The organism is Bacillus sp. EB106-07-01-XG149 (assembly GCF_058791555.1).
In genome coordinates this window covers 343233-364282 of sequence record NZ_JBYTDP010000002.1, presented here as the reverse complement: position 1 = coordinate 364282, position 21050 = coordinate 343233, and the positions used below count along the sequence as shown (strand labels likewise).

At 34.9% G+C, this 21050-nt stretch carries 25 protein-coding genes, 1 pseudogene and 2 riboswitches; of the genes and pseudogenes, 17 read left to right on the top strand and 9 right to left on the bottom strand.

The genetic code is table 11. The annotated features are described in order from the left end of the window. Positions 1-16 precede the first annotated feature (16 nt). The 4 genes from AC3WTA_RS07855 to AC3WTA_RS07840 all read left to right on the top strand — a co-directional run bounded on the left by AC3WTA_RS07855 (position 17) and on the right by AC3WTA_RS07840 (position 3757). Complete coding sequence (locus tag AC3WTA_RS07855; RefSeq protein WP_001023200.1) at positions 17-1309, top strand: GGDEF domain-containing protein; 1293 nt, start codon at positions 17-19, stop codon at positions 1307-1309. Positions 1310-1399: 90 nt separating this feature from the next. Beyond that, positions 1400-2536 (top strand): serine hydrolase, encoded by a 1137-nt coding sequence (locus tag AC3WTA_RS07850; protein ID WP_000591954.1) that lies wholly within the window; start codon positions 1400-1402, stop codon positions 2534-2536. A gap of 4 nt (positions 2537-2540) precedes the next feature. After that, complete coding sequence (locus AC3WTA_RS07845) at positions 2541-3419, top strand: NAD(P)-dependent oxidoreductase (RefSeq protein WP_098828591.1); 879 nt, start codon at positions 2541-2543, stop codon at positions 3417-3419. A gap of 5 nt (positions 3420-3424) precedes the next feature. After that, the gene (locus AC3WTA_RS07840; protein ID WP_070169106.1) at positions 3425-3757 is read left to right on the top strand and encodes a DUF3909 family protein; all 333 of its coding nucleotides are present in this window, start codon (positions 3425-3427) and stop codon (positions 3755-3757) included. A gap of 51 nt (positions 3758-3808) precedes the next feature. On the opposite strand, the gene AC3WTA_RS07835 is transcribed toward AC3WTA_RS07840, so the two are convergent. The 6 genes from AC3WTA_RS07835 to AC3WTA_RS07810 form a co-directional block, all read right to left on the bottom strand. Then, positions 3809-4084 carry a hypothetical protein gene (locus AC3WTA_RS07835; protein ID WP_000054671.1) on the bottom strand — a complete coding sequence of 92 codons (276 nt, stop codon included), beginning with the start codon at positions 4082-4084 and terminating at the stop codon, positions 3809-3811. 305 nt (positions 4085-4389) lie between these two features. Beyond that, a complete protein-coding gene (locus tag AC3WTA_RS07830) occupies positions 4390-4902 on the bottom strand; it encodes a 1,2-dihydroxy-3-keto-5-methylthiopentene dioxygenase (RefSeq protein WP_000057317.1) in 513 nt (170 codons plus the stop codon). After that, positions 4880-5518, bottom strand: coding sequence for a methylthioribulose 1-phosphate dehydratase (locus tag AC3WTA_RS07825; RefSeq protein WP_000811321.1), 639 nt, complete (start codon positions 5516-5518; stop codon positions 4880-4882). The genes AC3WTA_RS07830 and AC3WTA_RS07825 overlap by 23 nt, the downstream gene beginning before the upstream one ends. After that, on the bottom strand, positions 5515-6174 hold the full coding sequence (gene mtnX, locus AC3WTA_RS07820; RefSeq protein ID WP_000027482.1) for a 2-hydroxy-3-keto-5-methylthiopentenyl-1-phosphate phosphatase: 660 nt from the start codon (positions 6172-6174) through the stop codon (positions 5515-5517). Before mtnX ends, AC3WTA_RS07825 begins: the two co-directional genes overlap by 4 nt. After that, positions 6171-7415: a 2,3-diketo-5-methylthiopentyl-1-phosphate enolase gene (mtnW, locus tag AC3WTA_RS07815; RefSeq protein WP_070169105.1), complete on the bottom strand. Its 1245-nt coding sequence runs from the start codon at positions 7413-7415 to the stop codon at positions 6171-6173. The genes mtnX and mtnW overlap by 4 nt, the downstream gene beginning before the upstream one ends. Before the next feature lie 64 nt (positions 7416-7479). Beyond that, positions 7480-7585: riboswitch (SAM riboswitch) on the bottom strand. A gap of 64 nt (positions 7586-7649) precedes the next feature. Next, positions 7650-8828, bottom strand: coding sequence for a pyridoxal phosphate-dependent aminotransferase (locus AC3WTA_RS07810; RefSeq protein WP_000765522.1), 1179 nt, complete (start codon positions 8826-8828; stop codon positions 7650-7652). A 14-nt stretch (positions 8829-8842) separates the two neighbouring features. Between AC3WTA_RS07810 and AC3WTA_RS07805 the strand changes: the two genes are divergently transcribed. The 4 genes from AC3WTA_RS07805 (at position 8843) to AC3WTA_RS07790 (ending at position 12456) form a co-directional block, all read left to right on the top strand. Beyond that, positions 8843-9706, top strand: a complete 864-nt coding sequence (locus AC3WTA_RS07805; protein WP_000869877.1) for a carbon-nitrogen family hydrolase — start codon at positions 8843-8845, stop codon at positions 9704-9706. A 71-nt stretch (positions 9707-9777) separates the two neighbouring features. Continuing rightward, positions 9778-9920, top strand: a riboswitch (SAM riboswitch). A 91-nt stretch (positions 9921-10011) separates the two neighbouring features. Beyond that, on the top strand, positions 10012-11193 hold the full coding sequence (gene mtnK / locus AC3WTA_RS07800) for an S-methyl-5-thioribose kinase (RefSeq protein WP_000542694.1): 1182 nt from the start codon (positions 10012-10014) through the stop codon (positions 11191-11193). Next, positions 11190-12251 carry an S-methyl-5-thioribose-1-phosphate isomerase gene (mtnA, locus tag AC3WTA_RS07795; protein ID WP_492332858.1) on the top strand — a complete coding sequence of 354 codons (1062 nt, stop codon included), beginning with the start codon at positions 11190-11192 and terminating at the stop codon, positions 12249-12251. The genes mtnK and mtnA overlap by 4 nt, the downstream gene beginning before the upstream one ends. A gap of 67 nt (positions 12252-12318) precedes the next feature. Further along, positions 12319-12456: a YvrJ family protein gene (locus AC3WTA_RS07790; protein WP_000393342.1), complete on the top strand. Its 138-nt coding sequence runs from the start codon at positions 12319-12321 to the stop codon at positions 12454-12456. 94 nt (positions 12457-12550) lie between these two features. Here AC3WTA_RS07790 and AC3WTA_RS07785 read toward each other — a convergent pair whose 3' ends face one another. Further along, positions 12551-13327 carry a 3-hydroxybutyrate dehydrogenase gene (locus tag AC3WTA_RS07785; RefSeq protein WP_000258444.1) on the bottom strand — a complete coding sequence of 259 codons (777 nt, stop codon included), beginning with the start codon at positions 13325-13327 and terminating at the stop codon, positions 12551-12553. Between the two features lie 195 nt (positions 13328-13522). On the opposite strand from AC3WTA_RS07785, the gene AC3WTA_RS07780 reads away from it, so the two are divergent. From AC3WTA_RS07780 to AC3WTA_RS07765, 4 genes and pseudogenes are all read left to right on the top strand, one after another. Beyond that, positions 13523-13855 carry a PadR family transcriptional regulator gene (locus AC3WTA_RS07780; protein ID WP_000107987.1) on the top strand — a complete coding sequence of 111 codons (333 nt, stop codon included), beginning with the start codon at positions 13523-13525 and terminating at the stop codon, positions 13853-13855. Beyond that, positions 13855-14622 carry a DUF1129 domain-containing protein gene (locus AC3WTA_RS07775; protein WP_000952900.1) on the top strand — a complete coding sequence of 256 codons (768 nt, stop codon included), beginning with the start codon at positions 13855-13857 and terminating at the stop codon, positions 14620-14622. Before AC3WTA_RS07780 ends, AC3WTA_RS07775 begins: the two co-directional genes overlap by 1 nt. A 13-nt stretch (positions 14623-14635) precedes the next feature. Further along, complete coding sequence (locus AC3WTA_RS07770; RefSeq protein ID WP_001167270.1) at positions 14636-15400, top strand: DUF1129 domain-containing protein; 765 nt, start codon at positions 14636-14638, stop codon at positions 15398-15400. Positions 15401-15408: 8 nt separating this feature from the next. Beyond that, positions 15409-15545, top strand: a pseudogene (locus AC3WTA_RS07765) (DNA-binding protein); the annotation flags it as partial. Positions 15546-15560: 15 nt separating this feature from the next. On the opposite strand, the gene AC3WTA_RS07760 reads toward AC3WTA_RS07765, so the two are convergent. Next, positions 15561-16178, bottom strand: a complete 618-nt coding sequence (locus AC3WTA_RS07760; RefSeq protein ID WP_000371616.1) for an ImmA/IrrE family metallo-endopeptidase — start codon at positions 16176-16178, stop codon at positions 15561-15563. Between the two features lie 160 nt (positions 16179-16338). Between AC3WTA_RS07760 and AC3WTA_RS07755 the strand changes: the two genes are divergently transcribed. The 3 genes from AC3WTA_RS07755 (at position 16339) to AC3WTA_RS07745 (ending at position 18507) form a co-directional block, all read left to right on the top strand. Continuing rightward, positions 16339-16632, top strand: a complete 294-nt coding sequence (locus AC3WTA_RS07755) for a DUF3928 family protein (protein WP_000288329.1) — start codon at positions 16339-16341, stop codon at positions 16630-16632. A 110-nt stretch (positions 16633-16742) separates the two neighbouring features. Further along, positions 16743-17192: an NUDIX hydrolase gene (locus tag AC3WTA_RS07750; RefSeq protein ID WP_000540530.1), complete on the top strand. Its 450-nt coding sequence runs from the start codon at positions 16743-16745 to the stop codon at positions 17190-17192. A gap of 139 nt (positions 17193-17331) precedes the next feature. Then, entirely contained in the window at positions 17332-18507 is a 1176-nt protein-coding gene (locus AC3WTA_RS07745; RefSeq protein WP_000552069.1) for an acetyl-CoA C-acetyltransferase, read from the top strand. A gap of 31 nt (positions 18508-18538) precedes the next feature. Here the strand turns inward: AC3WTA_RS07745 and AC3WTA_RS07740 are convergent, their stop codons facing one another. After that, the gene (locus AC3WTA_RS07740) at positions 18539-19264 is read right to left on the bottom strand and encodes an AAA family ATPase (RefSeq protein ID WP_000567973.1); all 726 of its coding nucleotides are present in this window, start codon (positions 19262-19264) and stop codon (positions 18539-18541) included. A gap of 215 nt (positions 19265-19479) precedes the next feature. On the opposite strand from AC3WTA_RS07740, the gene AC3WTA_RS07735 reads away from it, so the two are divergent. Then, positions 19480-20208, top strand: coding sequence for a DUF4184 family protein (locus AC3WTA_RS07735; RefSeq protein ID WP_001116890.1), 729 nt, complete (start codon positions 19480-19482; stop codon positions 20206-20208). A 36-nt stretch (positions 20209-20244) separates the two neighbouring features. Further along, positions 20245-21009 carry a hypothetical protein gene (locus AC3WTA_RS07730; protein ID WP_000973880.1) on the top strand — a complete coding sequence of 255 codons (765 nt, stop codon included), beginning with the start codon at positions 20245-20247 and terminating at the stop codon, positions 21007-21009. Positions 21010-21050: the final 41 nt, after the last annotated feature.

Here is a 21050-nt window from a genome sequence, read left to right as displayed (position 1 = left end):
TGAGTGAAGACTAGTGATGAACATACTACATTTTTTATTAGAGAATACGGTTTTCCAAAATGTATTACAAGATCTTCAGTTAAATGTCCTTTATATAGAAAATGGATGCACACATCAACAAACGATAGAAAATATTCATCCAAAATGTATGTTTATAGCAAATAGTTTTGAAGAAGGAGAATTATTGTTTCAGAGAACAAAACCACATATTGTAATTATGTATGTAACAGATTTTTCTCAAATAAAATATATAAAGAATATGTATAATCCACAGAGTACTTTTATTGTCATTTGGGATCAACAGATAACCAGTGAGTTTACAGAGGTGCTTACGTTAGGAATACGTAATATTGTGATAGCTCCTGTGACTCCACAAATGGTGTTAGAGGAAGTGAATAAGAGTTTGTATCAGCTTTCTTTAGTGCGGCAAGTAAGTTTGCAACAAGAACTACTTCAAACGATGTTTGATTTTCAAAATGATCTATTATTTATAGTAGAAGACGATGAGATTGTTGATTGTAATACAAATTTTTTAGAGTTTTTCGGATATGAAAATTTATTTGCCTATCGTGAGCAACATTTAGTATTTGCTGAACATTTTATTAGAGAAAACGGATACTATTCAACAACTCATGATATAACATGGTTAGATGATACATTATCATATGATAGAAGAATTAAGATGTCTAATTATGAAGGGGAAGTGTCAACTTTTTTATTGCGTGCGACACCACTGCCAGAAGATTTATCAAGATTTATTGTGAAGTGTACAGAGATTACAGAATTAGATGAAATCTATCAAGAACAAGAAAGGCTTGCTATGATAGATTCGTTAACAGAGATTTATAATCGTTTGAAGTTCCAACAAATACTAGAGGCAGAATGGGATAATGCAATGCGTAACGATGAAAAAATAGCACTTATTTTATTTGACATAGATAATTTTAAAACAGTAAATGACACATATGGCCATGATTTTGGTGACTTAGCACTAATTCAGCTTGCAGAGCTTATGAAATCTAAAGTGGAGCAGCAACATGTATTTGCAAGGTGGGGAGGAGAAGAATTTATTATATTAGTAACGAATACAGTAGAAAAAGAAGCATTTCAGGTTGCGGAATCATTACGATTTTTCATTGAAACAAAGCATTTCTCCGGAATTTCGAAATTAACAGCGAGTTTTGGAGTCGCGTTATATGAACAAGGGATTACAAGAGAAGAATTAATGCAACGAGCGGATATCGCATTATATGAAGCGAAAAAAAATGGAAAAAATCAAGTGTGTGTATATAGAAAAGAAAAAAAGTGATTTTTCGCAACAAATTGTTGCGATTTTTTTTTATTGTTTGATAATAGAATGTGGGGGGGATTTTGGACGAAGGAATTATGGAGGAACAACATGATAAAAAAAATAATGACGATGGCTTCGCTGTCTGCTGTAGTTTGTGGTGGAGTATACTATTTTCTCTATAATCCCAATATAAAGGAAAGCACTGTATTAACAACTAAGGTGAATCCTACTATTGAATCAGAAGTACAAGAGAATATAGAAGAAAAAGAAGAACAACAAATTGATTATGCTAGTATATCTCAAAAGTTAGATCAATATTTAATAGGAAAGCAATTTAATGGAACAGTTTTAGTAACAGATAAAGAGCATGTTATATTGAATAAAGGATATGGATATGCTGATGTTCAAAATAAGATAGAAAATACGCCTCAAACAAAATATCGTGTCGGTTCTATTACGAAAACAGTCGTGGCCACATCTATTTTACAGCTGCAGGAACAAGGGAAGTTAAATATTCAAGATAATGTAAATAAATATATTCCCTCTTTTCCGGTAGATAAAAATATCACCTTATATCATTTGTTAACACACACATCAGGTTTACCAGAAAGCGGAAAAGGGAAAGTGAATGCAGCTTCTCGTATAAATTTAGTAAATTGGATTGGAAGTCAAAAGTTAGAATTTCCACCAGGCGCAGGTTGGAGATATACAGATTATAATTATATGGTGCTTGCCTATATTATAGAAAGCATATCAAAAAAACCTTTAGGAGATTACATAAAAGAAAATATATTTACTAAAGCAGAAATGCATGAATCTGGTATGGGAAATATGGCTCAGGGAGATCAGCATTTTACTAAAGGATATGTAAAGAAAGAGAATGTACTTGAACCTGCACAAAAATTGTTAATGGAGTGGTTATACGGATGCGGTGAGATGTATACGACAGTTGGCGATATGAAGAAGTTAGACGAAGCGATTATAAATGGGAAACTTCTTTCTGAACAAAGTAGACAAGCGATGTTTTCACCTTCAACAGAACGAAAATATGCATATAGTTTTTACATATATCCGGATTATTTTCATAATCATGGTGTACTATCTGGTTGGAACACTTTCAATAATTTTAATAAAGAAAAAGGCACTTTTGTTATATTATTTTCAAATGTGAAAAATAGTATAGATGATGATTTTAATAATGAGTTTCGAAAGATGGTAAGTGATTTATTAGAACAAAGGGGATGAGAAAATGGAACGTAAAAATGTATCAATAGGTTTCATCGGTATTGGTGTAATGGGAAAAAGTATGGTGCGTCATTTAATGCAAGACGGCTATCAAGTATATGTATATAATAGAACGAAAATGAAGACAGACTCTTTAGTGCAAGATGGTGCGAATTGGTGTGATACACCGAAAGAGTTAGTGAAGCAAGTTGATGTTGTAATGACTATGGTTGGATATCCACATGATGTAGAAGAAGTGTACTTTGGGATAGATGGGATTTTGGAGAATGCAAATGAAGGTACGATAGCAATTGATTTCACGACATCTACACCAACATTGGCAAAACGTATTAATGAAACCGGTAAAAGTAAGAATGTATATACGTTAGATGCGCCTGTATCTGGAGGAGACGTTGGTGCGAAAGAAGCAAGGCTCGCAATTATGGTCGGTGGTGAAAAAGAAATATATGAAAAATGTTTACCGTTATTTGAAAAACTAGGAACAAACATTCAGTTGCAAGGACCAGCTGGAAGTGGACAACATACGAAAATGTGCAATCAAATTGCGATTGCTTCTAACATGATTGGAGTATGTGAAGCTGTTGCTTATGCAAAAAAAGCTGGACTAGATCCGGATAAAGTATTAGAAAGTATTTCAACGGGAGCAGCAGGTAGTTGGTCATTGAGTAACTTAGCTCCTCGAATGTTAAAGGGAGATTTTGAACCAGGGTTTTATGTAAAGCACTTTATGAAAGATATGAAGATAGCTTTAGATGAGGCTGAAAAATTGCAATTACCAGTACCAGGTTTAAGTTTGGCGAAGCAATTGTATGAGGAGTTAATAAAAGATGGGGAAGAGAATAGCGGAACACAAGTGTTATACAAAAAATACATAAAGGGGTAAATGAGATGGATCTACAAAGATTTGATGAGATGATTGATAATGTACAACGAGCAACTTGTATACAAATTAGTGAAAAACAAAAAGAAGCTTTTAAACAAAAATATGATTTTGGGCCGGAATTCGAATATGGAAGAGATGAGAAGGGGCATTATGTTATTCGAACTTCAAAAAAGATGTTAGAAGAAATGGAGTTTTATTTGGCATTGAAATATGATCGAGATGGGGTTGATCTTTATATGCAAGCAGAGATTGACGGTATATGTCACGTATCTGTTAGCTATAGTGAAGACGCCTTGCACTTACAAGAATTGTTTCAATTTCTAGAAGAAAATAAATAAAAGTCCTCATTTGAGGACTTTTATTTATTTAGGTATATTTAATTTTTATAATTATAAGCTAGAAGCTCTGCGGCATCGTTCGATTGGAAATGGAATAACTTGCGCGATGTGATTAGGACCGAATTGTTTTGCACGAGCATGGCGTACTATATAAAATGCACACAGAATTGAAACAGGAATAGCACCGAATAAGCCAAAAAATAAAGCGCTTACACAAGATGCGACAAAACCTAAAACACCAACTTCCAACTCTTCCATAATAGCTCCTAGAATAACAGGAAGTGCTCCACACGTAACCCCTAGTATAAGTGCGATAAGTAAACTCATGATTATCCCCCTCTGTTTGCGATATTCTTTTCCTTTTTATTTAATTGTAGTATATCATACACAAAACAGAATTTTCAGAAAAAATCAAAAAAAGTTCAATAAATGTTCAAAAAGTGTTGAAAAATTTGCTTAAAAAATAGAAGGGGAGATTGTTTTGGCATAGAAGGACTCATATGTTTGAGAAAATAAAAAATCAGGCTTATTTCACTTTTTGAAATAAGCCTGTTCCATAGGAGGATGTATATATGTAGAGTGAATAAAAGGTTGGAAAAGGGGATCCAAGTCCTTTTATTCAACTAACTACCTTAATAAATTGGAACCCAGCCTTCAGTTGTAACAAAAATACGAATAGCTACAACTTGACGATCATCTTGCAAGGTAAAATAATGTCTTGCATTTTCAGGAACAGATATGAGATCGCCTGGCTCAAGTTCAACGTCAAAGAATTTCCCATCTTTTCCTTCAATAGCAAAGATGCCATGACCACTAACAATAAAGCGAACTTCATCATCGGTATGATGGTGTTCTTTTTGGAAGTTAATTAATAATTCGTCAAGGTTAGGTGTGCTATTTGAAAGTGAAATTACATCATGTGCTTTATAGCCTCGGCGCGCTGAAACATCAGCGATTTCTTTTGAAAACACAGCTAATATTTCAGCCTTGTTTTCATCTGTTAACGAATAATTTTCATTTAAATGAGTAGGAAGCTTAGAAATATTCCATTTCTCATATAAAACGCCTTCCTCTTGTAGAAATTTAGATACTTCTACTTCATTTTCGATGCGAGTATTTACTTCATGAATACGAATTTGCGCCATTAGAAACGCCTCCTTGAATTGATAATAGTTTTATATGAAATTGGAATAAAAACTCATAAGCTTCTAATCTTTTCTTTGCATCAAAGCTATCTCGGCCCCATACGGTAATACCGTGGTTACGGATTAATACTGCTCCCGAATCTCCTTGTATATGTTTTCGGAAGTTTTCTCCAAGCGTTGGGATATGGGCATGGTTTTCGATAATAGGAATGTGAATTGTTGCACCTTCTTCCCAAATATCGAGAGCTTTAATAATTTCTTGATTTTGAAGGGTGACTGCATCACTATATAAATTTGTGATGACATTATTATCAGTTGTATGAACATGAAGTACGCACCCAGCATTCGTATTGTTATAAATATGTGTATGCAATATTGTTTCTGCTGAAGGGCGTAATTCAGTCTCTAATACGGGAAGCCCTAGATGATCTACTAATAGAAAATCATCTGGAGTAGTTTTTGTTTTATCTTTACCACTTGCTGTAATAAGAAAAGTAAGTGGCTCATGACTAACCTTTATAGAAATATTACCACTCGTTGCTGGAAACCAATTTCGTGTTGTTAATTCTTTTTTTATCTCGCTTAAGTCATACCATTGACGAAAAAGTTGTTTCATGATTTCACCTCCAACAAATGTTTTAATTGGGTTTGAACATCGTGAAATGTTTCAAACGGTGTATAAGCAATATAATTCTCTTCACACTTTGTAATAAGGAAGTCGCGAGCAAATACTTTATCTGCTTGTTTCGCAGCTTGTAAATCAGTAATTGAATCTCCAATCACAATATGGAAGTCATTCGTATCACTTAATTTACGGATTAAAGATGATTTGCATAATCCGCAATGATTTTGACAATGATGATCACAAGGATGAGGCCACTTAACTGTAATGAATTCATTTGAAAAGTCTGTTTCATTACAGTAAATTTGCTCTTTTGGAATGATTCCTTGTAAGAGTGGATAGACGAAGAAATCCATTCCACCTGATATAACGTAAAAAGAAATGTTATTTTCATTTACAAATTGTATAAATTCATGAAAACCACTACGGATTTCAGCAGTTTCTATTAAAAATTGAATCATATCATCGTGTAGACTAGTAGGTATTAATTGAAATAATTGAGAAACACCTTCTTGAATAGACAGCTCTTGTGATAAAATTCTATTCTTTACTTCTTCGGCTTCTGGTGGTGCAAATTTTTCCATAATGGACATAATGTTATCATTATTTGTAATCGTGCCATCGAAATCACAAAATACTTGAATACTCATAATTTCACCCCATGAGAGGGATTTCCCCATATTTGAAGTGCACTATGCAAATTTATGTCATCTACTTCATGGAGTGGTGTATTTTGCAAAGTAGCATTAATTGCAGTATGGAAAGCTTTACCGCCCCCTTGCGCTCCACTCGGATGTCCATGTATCCCGCCGCCAGCATTAATAACAACATCTTTACCGAAATCTCGTAGAATAAAGGGAACGAAACCAGGGTGAATACCAGCAGACGGAACAGAAAAACTCTTCTTGAAAAATGCATCGTCTTCAGTTAAATATTTTGAGATAGCAAGAGCCTCCTCTTTTTCTAGAGCAACACTTCCGTATGGAGATGGGAATAATGAAAAGTCAGCCCCAGCATAACGTAGTAGCTTTCCTAGTAATAATGGAGAGGAAACTCCATATAACTTGGATGCTGAATAAGCACCACTTACAGCAGGGTGTGCCATAATAGGAACTGGGATTTCATCATCTTCTGCAAGTGATTGTAGTACATCTAGTCCGTAAGCAAATACGTTAAATAATAGAATATCTGCCCCAGCTTGCACTGCGCGTTTCGCATTTTCTTTTAAATCAAAAGTTCGTCCTGTTAAATTTACGGCATATAACGTTTTATGTCCGTATGTTTCATATACGGATTGTAAAACTTCTTTTCCAGATACAATGCGTTTCGTAAGTGGTGTTAATGTATTCTCAAATAATATTTCATCATCTTTTACTATATCTACACCACCAATTGCTTGATCGCGTAATTGCGTTTTTAAATAACCAATATTTCGTCCAATCATTCCTTTAAAAATACTCATTAAAAGGGGACGCTCATGCACTTGTAAAAGATTTCGAATACCATCTATCCCGAATTTTGGACCAGGGAAATATTGTTTTAACTCGTCTGAAAATGTTAAGTCGATTAATTTCACTTCACCATCAAGTGATAGCTTTCCGAATGTAGTTGTTAAAATTGCTGGTAAGTCCGGACTGAAGTTTAATAACGGATATTCGATTTTAATAATCCCGCGTTTAACTTTTTTACGTAAATACGAATTGGTATGTTCTTGTTCAGCTAGTTCCTCAACATGAATGACGTTGCCTTTATGGTGTTTTAATTGTTCTTGCAATAAGTGTGGCAAATGAGTCCAAGAGCCAATTGTTAAACCGAGTGCAATTTGCTCGGCCTTTTTTTCTAAGTTATGTGAATCATCATGGATTAAATACGTTGCTATAATTCCGCTCATTGTTAAAACCTCCTAGTTAAATAAAAAAACCTCTCAGCTAAGGAGAGGTTTTTTTACAACCAGCTCCTTATCTGTCAGCATAATGCTGCGAGAATTAGCACCGTGTCTACAATTGTAGATCGGTTGCCGGGTTTCGTCGGGCTCGTCCCTCCACCTGCTCTTGATAAGAAGTATTTAGAAATGTTTAAATTTTTAAGATAACTGAATTTTGTCAGATATTTTTCATGTTGTCAATTATTTTTTGAAAAAATTTAATTTATCAATTCGATTAATGGCTTCTCGTAATCTATCTTCTGTATGCAAGAGACCAACACGGACATATCCTTCGCCATGTTCACCAAATCCAACACCAGGAGCAACTGCAACGTGTGCTTTTTCTAGTAAAATATCAGAAAATTGCTCAGATGTATATCCTTTCGGAACAGGAAGCCATGCAAAGAATGAGCCTGTTGGAATATCTACATTCCAACCAATTGAGTGACAAGCTGAAACAAGAGCGTTTCTTCGAGATTCGTAACTATTTACAAGGTCTATTACGCAAGACTGTGAACTTAATAGTGCTTCGCGGGCAGCATCTTGAACTGCACCAAAAATACTAACATACATATGATCTTGTAATAAGTTAATTGTCTCAATCACACTTTCATTCCCTACAGCAAAAGCGATGCGCCATCCAGCCATATTGAAAGTTTTCGATAGAGTGTAAATTTCAATACCTGTATCTTTACCACCGTCTGCTTGCAAGAAACTAACAGGTTTTTGACCATCGAATCCAATAGCACCGTAAGCAAAATCATGAATGACTAATATATTATGTTTATTAGCAAAATGAATGGTTTCATCAAAGAAATCTTTTGATGCAGTAGCACCGGTAGGATTATTTGGATAGTTTAAAAACATTAACTTTGCACGCTCAGCGGTAGTGGCATCAATTTTTGTATAATCTGGTAAAAAATTATTTTCTGCAATAAGCGGCATTGTTTCAAATTGTGCTTTTGCTAAAGCAACTCCTGATAAATAATCTGGATAGCCTGGATCTGGAACGAGAATAGTATCACCAGGGTTTGTAAAACAAAGTGGTAATTCTACTAATCCAGCTTTTCCACCAAACAAAATAGCAACTTCTGTTTTTGGATTTACTACTACATCATATTCGCGTTGATAGAATGTTGCCACGGCTTCTTTTAAACTTTCGTGTCCGCGAAATGGCGGATATTTATGATGAATGGTCTTTTCAGCAGCATCTTGTAAAGCTTTTACGATATGCTGCGGTGTTGGTTGATCTGGATTACCTTGACCAAGATTAATAACATCGTGACCAGCTGCTACGACTTTGTTAACTTTTGCAACAAGTGAAGCGAAAAATTGTGTTGGCAATGATGTTACTATCTCAGAAGGTTGAAATAATTTCATACTTTCCACCTCTTTTGAAAGTTGTTACAATTCTAGTGACAAATGATATAATCTTTCCAGTATTTTGTAAAGAAAAAATTATGAATGGGGCTGACAAAATGAAAGTCGCATGTATTCAAATGGACATTGTCTTTGGAGATGTAGAAAAAAATATTGAGAATGCTAAAAATAAAATAAGCGAAGCGATGAAGGAAAGACCAGACGTTATTGTCTTACCAGAACTATGGACAACGGGATATGATTTAACGAGGCTTACTGAAATTGCAGATAGGGATGGATTGCAAACGAAAGAAAAGCTGAAAGAATGGTCGAAGCAATATGGTGTACATATTGTCGGTGGGTCTATAGCGAAGCAAACAGAGCAAGGTGTTACAAATACAATGTATGTGGTAAACAAGGAAGGAGAACTAGTCAATGAATATAGTAAAGTACATTTATTTCAGCTTATGGATGAACATAAATATTTAATCGCTGGAAATAGTACAGGTGAATTTAAGCTAGATGATGTAGAGTGCGCCGGTACAATTTGTTATGACATTCGTTTTCCGGAGTGGATGCGTGTTCATACTGCTAAAGGTGCAAAAGTTTTATTTGTTGTAGCAGAATGGCCATTGGTTCGTTTAGCTCATTGGCGTTTGCTATTGCAAGCAAGAGCAGTTGAAAATCAGTGTTATGTTGTTGCATGTAATAGGGCAGGAAAGGATCCGAATAATGAGTTTGCCGGTCATTCTTTAATTGTCGATCCTTGGGGCGAAGTTGTTGTAGAAGCGAATGAAGAAGAATCAATTTTATTTGGAGAGCTTCATTTTGAGAAAATTAAAGAAGTACGCAAAGGAATTCCAGTTTTTGCAGATCGTCGTCCAGAATTATACAAATAAAATATTGACAAGTGATTTTTATTCTTGGTATAGTCTTCAACATAAAGTTAAAAATTCAAAAAATTATACAACTCTTATCAAGAGCAGGTGGAGGGATTTGGCCCGATGAAGCCCAGCAACCGACCGTAATACCATTGTGAAATGGGGCGTTTATTTACGCCAAAAGGCACGGTGCTAATTCCAGCAGAAAGTAAACCTTTCTGGCAGATAAGAGGGGAGAAGATAAACTTCAAACCTCTTTCTTTGTGGAAAGAGGTTTTTCTACGTCAGAAAAACCTCTGAATTTAAAAAAGGGGGAGAAGACGATGGGATATTATTCATTAACTGAAACAACAGCTATACAATATGCGAAAGAACACGGTTATTTTGAAAAGAAAGCAAATGTAGTTTGTCATGAAATTGGAGATGGAAATTTAAATTACGTGTTCAAATTAGATGATGGAGAGAAGTCTATTATAATAAAACAAGCACTGCCATATGCGAAAGTAGTTGGTGAGAGCTGGCCACTGTCTATAAAAAGAGCGACGATTGAAAGTAAAGCATTACAAATTTTTGCGAAGTATGTGCCGGAATATGTGCCGGTAGTGTACAGTCATGATGAAGAGTTAGCAGTAACGGTCATAGAAGACTTATCAAGGCTAACAATTACAAGAAAAGGATTAATAGATGGAGAGGAGTACCCACTTTTATCCCAACATATTGGTCGCTTTCTAGCACATGTTTTGTTTTATACTTCAGATTTCGGTTTACAATCAGAAGAGAAAAGAGTGTTAGATAGTGAATTTGTTAATCCAGATCTTAGTAAAATTACGGAAGATTTAGTGTTTACAGATCCGTTTAGTCATTATGATACGAATGATTATGAACCAGAGTTACAACTAGCGGTGGATGAACTGTGGAGTGACAAAAATTTAAAATTAAAAGTCGCGCAATATAAATATAAGTTCTTAACAAGAAAAGAAGCGCTTATTCATGGTGATTTACATACTGGTAGTATTTTTTCATCACCTGCTGAAACGAAAGTAATTGATCCAGAATTTGCAACATACGGTCCATTTGGATTTGACCTTGGTCAATTTATTGCAAATTTATTATTAAATGCACTATCCCGTGAAGAGGAAAAAAGAAGTGTGCTATTTTTCCATATTGAGAAAACATGGAGTTATTTTGTAGAAGCTTTTACGAAATTATGGATTGGAGAAGGCGTAGAAGCATATACGAAAGAGAAACAATGGTTGCCAATTATTTTGCAAAATATTTTTACGGATGCCGTTGGATTTGCTGGATGTGAGCTTATACGTAGAACAATTGGTTTAGCACATGTAGCTGATTTAGATGAAATAGCAAATAAAGAAACGAGAATCCAAGCTAAAAAACAAGCGCTATCCTTAGGTAAAGAACTAATAAAATATGAATCTAAGAGCGCTGACATTCAACTGTTCCGAACGTTATTTCAACAGACAGTTTCTGGAGGGGTAAAAGCATGAGTACAATTGTTACTGTTCCGAGGTCTGTCAGTTGGAAAGGTGATGCCATTGCAGTATTAAATCAAACAAAGTTGCCGCATAGTACAGAATACAAAACATTAACGACGATTGAAGAGGTATGGAAAAGTATTGTCATGCTAGAAGTACGAGGAGCACCTACAATTGGAATTGTAGCTGCATTTGGTTTGGCGCTTGCATCAAAAAAATATAATACTGTACATATGGAAGAATTTCAAAAGAAGTTTAATAGAGATTGTAATTATTTAGGAACGTCACGCCCGACAGCAGTCAATTTATTTTGGGCAATCGATCGTATGAGAGAATCCATTCGAGAAATTACTAAAATAAAAGAAGCACAAAAAATATTAGAAGAAGAAGCACTTCTCATTCAGCAAGAAGATGAAGCGGTATGCCGGAGTATTGGAGAACATGCATTAACATGCTTTAAAGACGGTGATAACATTTTAACAATTTGTAACGCTGGAAGTATTGCAACTGCTAGATATGGTACTGCATTAGCACCGTTTTATATTGGGAAAGAAAAAGGTGTACGTTTACATGCGTATGCGTGTGAAACGAGACCGGTTTTACAAGGCGGGCGTTTAACGACATGGGAATTAAAACAGGCAAATATTGATGTAACACTTATTACAGATAATACGGCAGCGCATGCTATTCAAACGAAAGAAATAAACGCAATTATTGTAGGAGCGGACCGAATTGTCGCAAATGGAGATACAGCAAATAAAATCGGAACAATGAATTTAGCTATATTAGCAAAGTATTTCGATATTCCATTTTACGTTGCAGCTCCGTTATCTACGTTTGATATTACGAAACAAATAGGTACAGAAATTGTTATTGAAGAAAGAGATGAAACCGAAGTTACGAAAATTTTTGAAAAACAAGTGGCGCCAATTGGAACTGATGTTTATAATCCTGCATTTGACGTAACACCGAATGAATTAATTACAGGTATTATTACTGAAAAAGGCATCATACATGGAGATTATAAACGGGAAATTGCATCATTATTTGAAAGACAAGCTAATACATAATAGCTTGTTTTTTTATGCCTAAATGTATTTCGTACTCTTATTTATATAATGAAAGGGGGAGAGAAAGATGGAAGAGTGGATCAGGATGATAGGTAATGTAGGGTTTCCGATTGTTGTAACATTATATTTACTCCATCGTATTGAAAGTAAATTAGATGGGGTAATTGTTGCAATCGAGAAACTCCCTAAACAATTACTAAAGTAGGAAGGTCCTCGCGATAGAAAGTAAAATAAAGTTTGCTCTTCGTGAGCAAACTTTATTTTTTACCTCGCATTAATGGGAAGTAAAAGCCTTCACTTTATTGAGCAGTATAACCACCATCGATAACAACGGCTTGTCCAGTTATACCTCTTGCTTTTTCACTCGCTAAAAACATAGCATAATCAGAGATTTCTTGTACTTGCAATAAGCGTTTTTGTGGTACAAGTGGATAAATAACATCTTCTAAAACATTTTCAAGTGGTACATTTCGTGTAGTAGCTAAATCTTGTAGTTGATTACGTACAAGTGGGGTATCGACATAACCAGGACAAAGCGCATTAACGGTAATTCCGTGAGTAGCGCCTTCTAAAGCTGCAACTTTTGTTAATCCGATTACGCCATGCTTCGCGCTATTGTAGGCGGATTTTCCTGCAAATCCAACGAGGCCATTAATGGAGGCTACATTAATAATTCGGCCATACTTTTGTTTTTTCATGATTGGGAAGGCATGCTTAATTGCGATAAAAGGAGCGATTTGCATAATTTTAATAAGTAGTTCGAACTTTTCAGTTGGAAAATCTTCAATTGGTGAAACGTGCTGCATTCCTGCGTTGTTAATTAATATATGTAATGAACCGAAATGCGTAACGGTTTGAGAAATTGCAGCGGTAATTTCTTCTTCAGATGTAACATCACATTTTAAACCGATAGCTTGATAGCCTTCTTTTTGTAATTGTTCAGCAGCTTCTTTTGCACGTTCTTCAAGACGATCGGTAATCACAACTTTTGCACCTTCTTTTGCAAAAGCGTTTCCCATTTCATAACCAATGCCACTTGCAGCGCCTGTTAAAAAAACAACTCGATTTGTGACCATGATGAAAAACATCCCTTCATAATAAAATTCTCATATTGCTCTATTTAGAGAGTGGTTTATAAAAATCCTGCAAAGATTTGGAAAAATATCGTTAGCTATCTTGTTTTGCAAAATAGTCTCTGCTATACTATTTTGTAAAGCAAGATACTTACACTTATCTATCTTGTAAAACAAGATAGTGGAAGGATTTGAATTATGTCGACAAGTCAAATGCTGAAAGGGATTTTAGAAGGATGCTTACTTGCTATTATTTCTGAAGGTGAAATATACGGTTATGAAATGAGTGAAAAGCTAGCGAAGTATGGCTTTACTATGGCGAGTGAGGGAAGTATTTATCCGTTATTAATACGAATGCAAAAGGAAGGATTAATAACAAGTGTAATGAAGGAATCTCCATCTGGTCCAAAGCGGAAATATTATACATTAACAGAAAAAGGTGAGGAAGCACTTAATGAATTTATGGATCGCTGGGAAGCGATGCAAAGTAGTGTAGAGCGTCTACTTGAAGGGAAGGGGAGAAAAAAATAATGTTATCAAGTGAAGCACGAAATTTTTTATTAGAAATGAGATTATTTTTAGCGGCAAAGAGTGTGAAAGAAAGCGATATTGAAAATTTTATAGAAGATGCGGAACTCTATTTAATTGAGGGTGAGAGTGATGGGAAAAGTGTAGAAGATATTTTCGGAAGCTCACCGAAAGAATATGCAAATGAACTTGTAAAAGTAATGGAAAGGGATAGACAGGAAACGTGGAAGCAAATTGGTTTTACAGTAATGAATATCGTATCGTTTTGGATTATTGCTTCTATTTTAATAGTGAATAACGGAATGTTACAGATTTCACTTATTCAGTGCGTTGGGTATAGTTTTACATTGATCGTAGCTGTAATGGGTCCCAATTTTTTACTTCGTAAAATGACATTCGTAACAAGTTTTACAAAAACGTGGTTTTCTATGTGGTTTTTAGTTATGATTGCGCCGATGTTTTTAATAGGGGTTGTTACGATATTAGATGTAATATATCCTACAAAAATGTTTACATTCACCCAAACGCAAAGTTATATATTAGCTGGAGCTATTTTTCTTATCACAGTAGCGATAAATATGTATTTTGAAGGATGGTTTAAAAACTTATATTTAATTATTCCGCTTTCGATTATGTTACTGTTTAAAACATTTACATCAGAGGATCTCGTGCCAATTTTATTTCAAATTATATGTTTATACGGAAGTTTGTTTATTTTAATTTTCCTTGAAATTATGATGAAGACGAATAGAAGAGTAACGGTTAAATGAGGGAGGGGTTATCATGCAGATTTCTAAAGAAGGAGAAAAGTTTTTAATCGATACGAAAGTGTATTTAATAACAAAAGGAATGAAAGAAGAAGATGTGGACGCCTTTCTAGAAGATGCAGAACTTCATTTAATAGAAGGCGAGAAAGAGGGAAAGACGGTAAGTGATATATTCGGTGATTCACCAAAAGAATATGCGGAAGAATTAGCGAAAGAAATGGATAAGGATAAAGGCGGGAGTATAAAGAGTATTCTTGCCATGATAATTGGTATTGGCGGGTATTGGATATTAACTCATATTTTATTTAATAATCCGAATCAGCAATTTACACTAACGAATATACAGTTAATTGGCTATCCTATCGTCTTAATCATTACGATTATTGGAACCATTGTTGCATTTAGAATGTCTTCTTTTAAAAATAAGTTTGTAGAGTTCGGAATTATTTACGTAATAGTAATGGTTCCCATCTTATTATTAGTATTATTGATGTTTATTGATAAATGGTACGGGACACCTATTTTGCAATTGTCGACAATACAAACATATATATTAGCAGCAAGTATCTTTTTATTACTTTTCGTTGGTGAAGTGTATGTCCTTGGTTGGATGGGTGTTTTGGTGCTAATTGTTCCTTTAACGATTATGTTTATATTTAAAGAATTAGAAGAAAAAAATGTATTTTGGGGAATTGCAAAGATATTACTTATGTATGGAAGTATATATGGATTAATGAGATGGTCTTTAAAAATTGAAGAGAGAAAAAGTGTAAACGAGTAGTTCAAAAAAAGTGGCTGCTCTGGATATACAAAAAATTATTTCCAAAGAAATACTATATTTTGATTTTTAGAGGGATGCCGTTTTGGTGTATAGTGTATCCTTTGCAGCCGGGCTTTCGTTTGTTGATTGGAATAGGTTGTTTTAAACAGTAACGTGACGGTTACTGTTTTTTTCTTTGCAATAAAGCACTTTGTAAAGAGAGTGCTTTTTGTTCGTTCGTTAATAGTGACTGAATATGGACATTTTCAGGGCGTGGGACTATCGGATACATAAGATTTGTTGGAGAGGGATGGTGCTCCGAGCCAGTTGGAGAATGAGGATCTGCGTGAGTAAGTTTTCCGTGAACACGTCTTGTAAATAAAATATGACCGATTTCGTGAGCGAGCGTATATATATTTTTCATGGGGGCAGCCGAATTTGTTAAAACGATATAACCAGTAAGTTGCTGTTGTTTTGCTAAAGAGTAAGCGCAGGCAATTACGGCTGTTTCTTTGAAATAATCACTGCCAATATAACAAATGTAAAGGTCGCATTCAGGTGCTTCATTTACACAAGTCTGGAAAAAGGATGCTAATTTTTCCTGACTTTGAATAGAATTTTTATAACTAATTTCACGGTCAGAAAAACGGAAAAGTTCATTTAAAATAATTACGTCTGTAATTTGAAATGTAATCGGGTGCCAAATTGACTCTGCAACTGCTAAATCTTTTGCGATACGGTCATCAGAAATATCGGCGCCTGGAGTAATGCAAATACATATATTGACGTATGGATCCATAAGGAACACCTCAACTGAAAAAATTCTTCTTATAATATATGTGGAAAAAAGCTCCTATGTATGGATAAACGCCTTGTTTATTACAAGTCGAAAAAATTTCATAGTTCTATAACATGGTGTGATCATCTTTTTGATATAGTAAAGAAAAGGGGGAGAATATATGTATACATTAAAAATCGTTTCAGACAGAGAAGCTCTTTATCAATTTGCAAGTTATGTAAGAGTTGTGCAAGGTGTGGAAGATGTATATGTAGAGGTGGGAGAACCTTTATATGAACATCCATTAATGAAGTTTTATGTACATATTAAGCTGGGGGAAACATATGAGCAACATAAAGCGTTACAAGAAATAGCAAGATTAGTAGAATTAGGGCGTTTTACATACGTGCATTATCGTAATGATGAAATTGAAGAAGCTTTTGAAGCTGTAAAATATGAAAGTTTTAAGAAATAAGAATGAAAAAAAGGAAGCGAAAGCTTCCTTTTTTTTCTTGGAAATTACATCAACAAAAGGAGAAAAATTTTGTTATGATAAGGGAGGGTGAGGAAAGGAGATTTTACATAATGGGGTATATTGAAGAGTTACGCAAAGTCGTTGGTACAAGACCACTTATTCTTGTTGGGTCAGCAATAATTATATTAAATGATAATCAAGAAGTATTGCTTCAATATCGTTCAGATACATATGATTGGGGTGTACCTGGCGGCGCGATGGAACTAGGAGAAACGACGGAAGAAACTGCTCGTCGAGAATTATTCGAGGAGACGGGGTTAACTGCAAAAATAATGCAATTTCTTGGTGTCCTTTCAGGAAAGGAAGTATATTTCCGTTATCCAAATGGAGATGAAATTTTTAATGTCATTCATCTGTATCAGGGGCATCATGTGAGTGGAGAATTAAGGCTCGATCATGAAGGGTTGAAGCTTCAATATTTTCCAGTAGATAAGTTACCGAAATTGAATGAAACGACAGAGAAAATTTTACAAAAATTTTTATACGCATTAACAGAATAGAAGGTTAATTCCTTCTATTTTTATTATATTAAATATTTTGATTTTTTAGTATGTTTATAGTATGATAGATGTAGACATACATCTTATGGAATTTCACCTAAAAACTGACTAGGGTACATAAGAGAGGGGCAAGTGCAAAATGCATAATGTTGTTATTACAGCTGCAGTTCGTTCGCCAATTGGAACTTTTGGAGGAGCGCTAAAAAATGTAACGCCAGTAGAATTAGCGGTTCCTGTACTTCAGGAAGCTGTAAAACGAGGCGGGGTAGAACCACACGAAGTTGATGAAGTAATTTTAGGTCATTGTATTCAAAGAACTGATGAAGCAAATACTGCAAGAACAGCTGCATTAGCGGCAGGATTTCCTGACACAGTTACGGGTTATACAATCCAACGCCAATGTTCTTCAGGTATGCAAGCAATTATGTCAGCTGCAATGCAAATTCAATTAGGTGTAAGTGATGTTGTTATTGCAGGTGGAGTAGAAGCAATGAGTTCAAGCCCTTATGCATTAAAACAGCACCGCTGGGGACAACGTCTACAGCACGGAGAAATTCGTGATACGGTGTGGGAAGTACTAGAAGATCCGATTCACCATATTATGATGGGTGAAACGGCTGAAAATTTAGTTGACCAATATGAAATTACAAGAGAGGAACAAGATGAAGTTGCGCTTCGTAGTCATACATTGGCACTGCAAGCAATCGAGTCTGGATATTTTGACGAGCAAATTGTTCCTATTACGATAAAAGAACGTAGAAAAGAAATAGTATTTTCGAAGGATGAACATCCACGTGCAGATATTACAGCGGAAAAATTAGCAGGATTAAAACCAGCTTTCCGTAAAGATGGATCTGTAACGGCAGGGAATGCATCTGGCCTTAATGATGGAAGTGCGGTTCTAGTATTAATGAGCGAAGAAAAAGCGAAAGAAAAAGGCTTACAACCGTTAGCTAGAATTGTTGGATATTCAGTAGCTGGAGTAGATCCGAAAATTATGGGTATTGGGCCAGCACCAGCAATTCGTAAAGGGTTAGAAAAAGTAGATTGGTCATTAGAAGATGCTGATTTACTGGAAATTAATGAAGCTTTCGCGGCTCAATACCTAGCTGTAGAGAAAGAATTAGGTTTAGACCGTGAAAAAGTGAATGTAAACGGAAGCGGTGTAGGACTTGGACATCCAATCGGTTGTACAGGAGCTCGTATTACTGTAAGTTTAATTCATGAATTGAAGAGACGCGGTTTAGAAAAAGGAATTGCCTCTCTATGCGTCGGTGGCGGTATTGGGGTAGCATTATTTATAGAAGCACTATAAAAAAGAAGCAGCAATCGCTGCTTCTTTTTTATTAAGAATCAAATAAATGATGAAATAATCGATCACGATTTTCAAAGAAAAGTTTTGTCGTTTGGTAATGCTCGGTTTCTTCTAATGTGGATTCATGAATCCCTTCTTGTGTTAAAGAATATATAGTGGATTCAGGATAAGCCATTAAAATAGGAGAGTGCGTCGCGATAACAAATTGTGAACCTTGTTCCGCTAGTTCATGCATTCGAATAAGCATGGAAAGTTGCCTCATTGGTGATAGAGCGGCCTCAGGCTCATCTAAAATGTATAAACCTTGTCCTGAAAAACGATTCATAAATAAGGAGAAAAATGATTCACCATGGGATTGCTCATGAAGTGAAACACCTCCATAAGATTTTATAGCATCTATTTCATCAATATAAGAAGCAACGTTATAAAATGATTCAGCACGAAGAAAGAAACCGTCGTTTGGTGTATTGAAACTTTTGGAAATTCGAAGGTATTCATGTAAAGATGAATGTGAATCGTTTGTACTAAAGCGGAAGTTTTTCGTTCCACCTTCTGCGTTAAAACCTAAAGCAATTGCAATTGCTTCGAGTAATGTTGATTTACCCGCTCCGTTTTCTCCAATAATGAATGTTACATTTGGGTGGAAAGCTAGTGATTGTAATGTTCGGATAGCGGGTAGACAGTAAGGATATGCGGAAAAACTAGGGATATTTTCTTTTTTTAATGTGACATTTTTTAAAAAGGGTACATCAATCAATATATAAACCTCAATTCATAACGGATTTTGATTGTAACAAAACAGTAAATACAAGTGTTAATGACACGTGAACCTCTCCTTATTTTCTGAATATTTTATGTGGATTATAACATGTAAACTATCATATTCCAATGTGAAAATAAATATTGCATCAAGATCAATTCTCTCGTTATGATAGATGGTATTCTATTGAAGATATGAAAAGGAGTTAAAACATGCCGTTTACATTTGCGCATCCAGCAGCAGTCCTTCCTTTTGTGAAAAAGCAGTCCAAATATATTTCAGTAACGGCTCTTATATTAGGGAGTATGGCGCCTGATTTTGAATATTTTTTACACTTTAGACCGTATGGTGTTATTGGGCATACATGGCTTGGATTCTTATATTTAAATTTACCGCTTGTATTTCTGTTAGCATATATGTATCATTACATTTTAAAAAAGCCGTTTATAACACATTTACCTAAACCGTTTGCTGGCTATTTTGCATATGCAGTAGATGAGAGGTGGGGGCTTCATACATGGAAGGATTTCTTTGTATTTTGCTATTCTGCTTTATTTGGTATGCTCACGCATGTTGTTTGGGATGCATTTACTCATAAGACAGGCTATTTTGTTACGAAGATACCATTGTTACAAAGAGGATTACATAGTATTCCAGTATATAAATATATGCAACATGGGAGTACATGTGTTGGTTTCTTATTACTATTATACGTACTATGGAAGTATAAAGATGAAACAGGGAAAGATATTATGATAGCTTCAGAAAAAAGGAAGTATTGGGTTTCGGTAATAATTGTGGCAGCTCTGATATTTATCGTTCATGCGTTCGTAGATCCCTATTTTCATATTTTCCAAATAGGAGGTATAATAGTATCTGGACTGACAAGTTCGTTTTGTGGGCTTCTCATTGTTTCTATAGTTTACAAAGCAAGGGACTAATTTACATTAATGAATGATAGTGTTAGGAGAAATTATATGATGAAAGCATGGAAAAGTATTTTTATTTTATGTAGTTTTCTTCTTATGTTAAGTGGTTGCTTCCATCAAGAAGAAAAGAAAGTTGAACCGAAGAAGAAAGAATCTATTCCTGAAACAAAAGAATATGGCGGGCGTGAGCTGAAAAAAGTAGGACAAAAAGTGAAAGAAACAGGTTGGGGTACTTTTAAGTTAGACCAGATTCATTCTGTGAATCAAACATTTGAAGTAGCACCAATGAAAATTCACGTACAAGATGTGAAAGTAATCTCTTTATCGCAGATGAGTAAAGATGCAAAAAATATATTAAAAGTATATACGGCATTAACTCCTGAAGAAGTAAAGCGTAGATTAGGAGATAAAGTAAGTCAAGAAGATGCGGAGTTATATGCATCGATCAGTGGCACAGAGATTAGTGATACGATTCGTTACGTTGAAATTACATATAAGGTGGAAAATAGCGGGAATAAAAATATGCAATTTTTCTCTATGAATGATGTTGTGATTAATGATAAGCAACACTTTAAAGTAGCAACTCAAAACTTTTTATATGATGAAGATACGCTCGTTGGTACAAAAAATGTATCAAGAGAAGACTATAAGCCTGGTGAAACAAGAAATGGTATTATCGGCTTAATACTTGATGATGGAAAAGAAAAGGTAAAGGATATTAAGTTTACAACAGATAATGTAGTTGCAGCAGATGCAGAAACGCAAGATGTTGTAAAAGAGGCACAAACTTTTAATATCTCACTTTCTGAGTAGGGAATTTTTAAAAACATATAAGAAAAAACAGTCAGCGTTAA